Below are 5,800 nucleotides of genomic sequence, written 5' to 3'. Positions count from 1 at the left end.
TTTTGTAGTATGCATCTGTTTTGCATATTCTGTTTGAGAAATTATTTTTGGATTAAATCCTTGAACGAGCGTTAACTTTGAATCCTTCGTAAATTTTGTCATACAAAAAACTGCACCTCCAATTGTTAGACTATGTCTAACAATTGGGGGGCAGTTCATAATCGTATGGAAATTGGCTTCTGTTTATCTGTATTATAGAAACTGGCCAACTGGAAAATCAAGATTGATAGTGGTATGGCACAACATTGATTTATGGAATTTCGCTTTCTTTGAAAACAAACGCATTAAAACAACAACTTCTAAGGATTCACTAGATAAAGCATCTTCATCTTCTCTACCAATAAGCACTATATCCGGTAAAACAGGCCAGGAACCAGCGCGATTATAAAAGTGAGCTAAAGATGGTTTACACGTAAATATCCCGAAATCTATATCGCTTTGTTTTTCAATCCATTCAGTAGCTGCAGCAACTGTTTGTAAACCTAAACCTTGCCCATGATAATCTGGATCAGTCGCTACACAACTAAGTCCAGCTATATTAAATATTTGCCCATTATGATGGATAGTTTTGCGCACTACACCTGCATAGCTGACTAACTTTCCATCTATGTAGGAATAAAATGAGCGTACATTAAATTCTTTAAGGTGAGTTTCTGAAATTGTTTCCTTAGGCGTGGAATCGAAATCTGGCCAAACCTGCTGTAGCATTACAGCAATTTCGCGCCGTAATGCATCAGATGCTTGATTGTAGTCGGTTGATTGTACAATATGAGTTGTCATAAGTTATTCTCTCACTTTCTACTATGTTTAAATTCTATATATACTCAGTAAAAGCCAGCATCTTTAGATATCGTTAGGGTGGGATTTTTTCAATTTGTTTGAAATATATTTAAAAATCAGTTCCAGTCATTCGAGCTAGCATAAATTTTATTAAAAATATTGACTCGCAAGTAAAAGCTCTGATTTATTTGATGCTTAATAAGCTAAAAATAACATAAAGAGAATAGTCATTATTTTTTAGAGCATCCTAAAGTTTATCATCTAATAAGCCTGGAGTGAATCTCATGCTAAAGAGTAAACTATCCCTAGTAATTTACGGGATTCTAATAATGGTCATATTTGCATCTCCGAAAGAAGGAAACGCAGCTAACATATCTGATAAAGATTTTTATGATTCCTATAACACTTTATTGGCTCCGTATGCAAGTCGAACGATTCAAAGCAAACTTGGACCTTCGCATCAGTATAGTTTAACTGATGCGAAGGTTATAAAAATTGACCGATCCCCCAAATACACTTTTAACTTCATTGTCGTTGCAAAGTATCGAACTTATACAAACGCTCATAACCCACCAAATCATGTTGTAACAATTACTTATAACATTAATCCAAGTGGAGTAAAAGTTATAAACTTCAAACAAAAGAAAGAGTAAATAAACAGTGTATTCTATACGAACCTAGAAATTCCCTAGCAGAAGTAGTAATACTTACAACTTATATAAATAGGAAGAAATAGAAAATGAAATATCAAATTACATTCATATAAGTTTGAATATTTCAAGATATTAAACTTTTGATAGTTCATATATAATAGTGAAAAGAGTAGGGTTTTGTAACTATTTGTAAAAAAAGGAGGGTGCAAAATGAATAAAATAATACAATCTCAATCTCAATGGGATTTGGACAGGCTATATCCTCAAGAACAAAACTTCACGTTTTCTATAGAAACGATAGAAAGATTAAAAATTGAATATAAAGCAACAAAAAGCTTGGGAAGATATGTATACACAATTAAGAAATAAAATAGAAGTAATACACGATAAAGAGACTTTATCATTTGGACAAGCAAATTACGTTGCGATGAATAGTGATGATCATAATGAAAGATTAATAGTATTTGATTCTCTTACAAATGATTTGAATAAGGAAAAAGATATCTTTGCTACTGTATTGAATCAAATAGGAAGATTACGTCATGCTAAAAGTGATGAAATGGAAGGAACAGAGATTTTAAAACAATCACTACAAGCAAATGGCATCTCTGAAACTGCATTATCCCAAATGTGGAATGCAACGGAACAAAATCTTCTGAAGCTAGTAATTGCGTTAAACGGTTATAAAAAAGGAAAGAATTCAATTACATGGTACGAGCTAATGACATGGAAAGAAAGTAAGGAGACTGTTATTCCTTTTTCAGTAGCAGTAAAAAACATATATGATGCACTAAAAAATATAGATGAAGAATTGGCACAGTTCGCACAGAATGCAATAGCGAATGGCTGGATCGATGCTGAACCGAGAGATAATAAACCGCCGGGTGGATTTTGTGCTCCTTTTTTCAGTGAAAAAGAATCTCGCATTTCACTTCGTTATGATGGAACAATTGATAGTGTAAGAGTACTTGCTCATGAACTGGGACACGCTTGGCATTTTTATGTTATGAGTCTTGAACAATCTACTTCATTTTTAGATGATTATCTGCCAATGAGTACAGCAGAATCAGCGTCTATTTTCTTTGAAACGGTAATCATGAATTATTTAATTCAAACAACAGATTGTGTAGAGATGAAAAAGTCATTGCTTAGCTGGAAAATAAGAAATAGTTTTAATTATGTTATGGCAATTCGTGCATCGTTTCAGTTTGAGAAGAAGTTTTATGAAGAATGCAAGGAAGGTCCTTTAAGTGCTGATGAAATTGAGAAATTATCTATAGCCGCGCAAGAAAAGGCATATGGGAATGCACTAACAGAATATCAGCCGTTTGTTTGGATGAAATACGTTCAGTTTTATATAGCAGACGTTCCTTTTTACAATTATCCATATACATTTGGGTATTTAGCGAGTTTTAGTTTAATTGAAATAGCAAAGGAAAATAAAAATAAAAATGCATTTCATTTGAGGTATAAAGAGTTTTTACGAGAAACAGGAAAGGCCCCAGTTGAAGAATTGATGAAAAAACATTTTGATATTGATCTAACAGAGTATGAATTTTGGAATAAAGCTTTTATGCAAATTCATAAAGATATTGATGAATATTTGCAAATTAATTAAGGGGACTACATATATGAACAGAATCGGTATTATCGGAGCAATGCAAATAGAAATAGACTTACTATTAGAAAAACTACTTATTAAAGAGGAACATACTATTGCGGGAATACCTTTTTATAAAGGAAACTTCATGGATACAGAAATTATTATTACGCGATGTGGTGTAGGAAAGGTAAATGCCGCCGCATGTACACAAATTTTAATTAATAAATTTGATGTGAATTCTATCATTAATACAGGTGTTGCGGGTGGATTACATCCGGATGTGAAAATTGGCGATCTAGTTATTTCTACAAATGTTACACATCATGATGTTAATAAAAATCAAATGAAGAATCTATTTCCGTTTCAAGAAGCGTTTCATGCAAGCGAGGAATTAAGAGATTTAGCCCGAAAAGCTGTTAATAGTAGTAGTTTTAATACTACTGTTCATGAAGGAAGAATCGTCAGCGGAGAATGCTTCGTCGAGGATTCAAAATTAAAGGAGCGATTAGTCACTAAATATGCACCACATTGTACGGAAATGGAAGGGGCAGCAATTGGGCATGTCGCTCATATAAATGACATACCATTTCTCGTTATAAGAAGTATTTCTGATAGTGCAGATGATGAGGCGCAAGTTTCATATGATGATTTCGCGAAAACCGCAGCGAATTATTGTTCAGAAATTATTGTTGAGATGCTTAAACATATTTCGAGTAAAGCTGTATTGTAGTACATAAGTAAAGAATGGGAGAGAATATCATGTTACAGGCACTAATTTTCGATATGGATGGAACTTTATTTCAAACAGATAAAATTTTAGAGTTATCACTAGATGATACATTTGATCATTTACGTTCACTACAATTATGGAATACGATAACACCAATTGATAAATATCGTGAAATTATGGGTGTACCTTTACCTAAAGTTTGGGAAGCTTTATTACCTAATCATTCTAATGAAGTAAGGGAACAAACAGATGCATATTTTTTAGAAAGACTAATTGAAAATATAAAGAGCGGAAATGGTGCTTTATATCCGAATGTAAAGGAAGTTTTTAGTTTTATAAAAGAAAATAATTGTTCCATTTACATTGCTAGTAATGGTTTAACGGAATATTTACAGGCAATCGTATCTTATTATGATTTAGACCAATGGGTTACGGAAACATTCAGTATTGAACAAATACATTCGCTAAATAAAGGTGACTTAGTTAAAGGTATTTTGAAGAAGTATGATATAAAAGAGGCAGCGGTAGTTGGGGATCGTTTATCGGATATTAATGCGGCAAAAGATAATGGTTTAATTGCGATTGGATGTAATTTTGATTTTGCACAAGAAGATGAGCTTGCTCATGCTGATTTAGTAATTGATGATTTAATGGAACTGAAGGGGATATTACCAGAATTGAAGAATACGTACATAACAAAATGAATAAGTTCACATTCAAATGAATGCTCAGGATAATATATTCTTGGGCATTTTTATTTTTCAAAAAGATACATTTGGATAGAGAAAGTGGGAGATTAAGCTGGAAGATATACAAATAAAACAAATTGGAGATCTGCTAAAATATGAGGTCAATCACCTTGTCCAGGAAAGTAAAGAAGAAGGATTTAACTTCTTAATAAAACTAATAAATGAATATGAAAGTAAAAGAAATACATTTAGTAAAACAGGTGAATGTTTATATGGAATCTTTCGAGGGGATACGTTAATTGGAATCGGGGGATTAAATCAAGATCCGTATACGAAAGATAATAAGATTGGCCGATTAAGAAGGTTTTACATTGCAAAAGATTACCGGCAGAAAGGATTAGGAAGGTTACTGTTAGGGAGAATCTTAAGCGATGCAAAAATCTATTTTACTATTGTTGTCTTATATACAGATACAGAACAGGGGGATCAATTTTATACTTCGAGTGGATTTGCGAAAGGGAAAATGTATGTAGGAACAAGCCATTATCTAAACTTAGATAAAAGGATGTAGTGAATTATTATTTGCTCCCAAAAAGGAACGTTTGTTCTATGTTATGTAGATTTATGATATAATTTATTTGAATCTACTATTAGAATGGGGATTAGATGATGGGAGAAAATAAAATTATTAATGATTTTAAAGATTATTCAATATGGATAACCACATTGAAAGGTATGAATGAAGAATTGTGGACAGCGCCAATATCAGAGGGGAAATGGACTATTGGTGAGATTGTATCTCATATTATGAATTGGGATGACTATCTTTTACATGAGACATTATCATCAGTGAGAGATGGACAGGGAATGGAGTTCCCTGACTTTGATACATATAATAAACAAGCCTCTAATTATGCAAAATCAGGTATATCTAAGATAAAACTTCTTGAAGAAGCACAAGCTAAAAGAGAGTTACTTGTTCAAGAGCTTAACCGACTGTCTATTGGAAAGCTAAAGGAACATTTAACTGCCAATGGAGTATCATATTGTCCTCATACTGGAATGCCGTACTCTCTAATATATATTATTAAAGAATTCGTAGATCACGATAACCATCACAAAAGGCAGATTATTAATTTTTTAAATGAAAATCAAGTTGTTAACTGATAAAGAAAGATCCCGCGAATGATACTTGCGGGATCTTTAATTAATTATAATTTAACATTCATTTGTTTCAATAAAGTTTTCGGATCACCTTTTACATAATAAAAATGCGGATTATTTTCATCATCGTAAAGCATAATGTAAGGTTTTTCATTAAGTGGGAGAAGGATGAGTACTTCAT

The 5,800-nt window shown here is 32.4% G+C and carries 6 protein-coding genes and 1 pseudogene; 6 read left to right on the top strand and 1 reads right to left on the bottom strand.

Annotation, left to right across the window (positions count from 1 at the left end; translation table 11 throughout):
- Positions 1 to 192 precede the first annotated feature (192 nt).
- Positions 193 to 780 (bottom strand): GNAT family N-acetyltransferase, encoded by a 588-nt coding sequence (locus AC1DJR_RS19945; RefSeq protein WP_193666141.1) that lies wholly within the window; start codon positions 778 to 780, stop codon positions 193 to 195.
- Positions 781 to 1,064: 284 nt separating this feature from the next.
- Between AC1DJR_RS19945 and AC1DJR_RS19940 the strand changes: the two genes are divergently transcribed.
- From AC1DJR_RS19940 to AC1DJR_RS19915, 6 genes and pseudogenes are all read left to right on the top strand, one after another.
- On the top strand, positions 1,065 to 1,433 hold the full coding sequence (locus tag AC1DJR_RS19940) for a DUF3888 domain-containing protein (RefSeq protein ID WP_341024945.1): 369 nt from the start codon (positions 1,065 to 1,067) through the stop codon (positions 1,431 to 1,433).
- Positions 1,434 to 1,643: 210 nt separating this feature from the next.
- Positions 1,644 to 3,051, top strand: a pseudogene (locus AC1DJR_RS19935) (M3 family metallopeptidase).
- A gap of 13 nt (positions 3,052 to 3,064) precedes the next feature.
- On the top strand, positions 3,065 to 3,766 hold the full coding sequence (locus AC1DJR_RS19930; RefSeq protein ID WP_429688626.1) for a 5'-methylthioadenosine/adenosylhomocysteine nucleosidase: 702 nt from the start codon (positions 3,065 to 3,067) through the stop codon (positions 3,764 to 3,766).
- Between the two features lie 29 nt (positions 3,767 to 3,795).
- Positions 3,796 to 4,470, top strand: coding sequence for an HAD family hydrolase (locus AC1DJR_RS19925; RefSeq protein WP_088033509.1), 675 nt, complete (start codon positions 3,796 to 3,798; stop codon positions 4,468 to 4,470).
- A gap of 97 nt (positions 4,471 to 4,567) precedes the next feature.
- Positions 4,568 to 5,026: a GNAT family N-acetyltransferase gene (locus AC1DJR_RS19920; protein ID WP_176280939.1), complete on the top strand. Its 459-nt coding sequence runs from the start codon at positions 4,568 to 4,570 to the stop codon at positions 5,024 to 5,026.
- A gap of 98 nt (positions 5,027 to 5,124) precedes the next feature.
- Positions 5,125 to 5,622: a DinB family protein gene (locus tag AC1DJR_RS19915; protein ID WP_088033510.1), complete on the top strand. Its 498-nt coding sequence runs from the start codon at positions 5,125 to 5,127 to the stop codon at positions 5,620 to 5,622.
- The last annotated feature ends 178 nt before the right edge of the window (positions 5,623 to 5,800 follow it).

This window comes from Bacillus sp. 05T31, assembly GCF_056396725.1.
The sequence above is the reverse complement of the archived record's forward strand: the minus strand, read 5'-3'. Positions and strand labels throughout refer to the sequence as shown.

What these genes read in the sequence shown, in the direction of transcription:
- AC1DJR_RS19940 (WP_341024945.1), top strand. Translation starts at nt 1,065, where the DNA reads ATGCTAAAGAGTAAACTATCCCTAGTAATTTACGGGATTCTAATAATG.
- AC1DJR_RS19925 (WP_088033509.1), top strand. Translation starts at nt 3,796, where the DNA reads ATGTTACAGGCACTAATTTTCGATATGGATGGAACTTTATTTCAAACA.
- AC1DJR_RS19930 (WP_429688626.1), top strand. Translation starts at nt 3,065, where the DNA reads ATGAACAGAATCGGTATTATCGGAGCAATGCAAATAGAAATAGACTTA.
- AC1DJR_RS19915 (WP_088033510.1), top strand. Translation starts at nt 5,125, where the DNA reads ATGGGAGAAAATAAAATTATTAATGATTTTAAAGATTATTCAATATGG.
- AC1DJR_RS19945 (WP_193666141.1), bottom strand. Translation starts at nt 780, where the DNA reads ATGACAACTCATATTGTACAATCAACCGACTACAATCAAGCATCTGAT.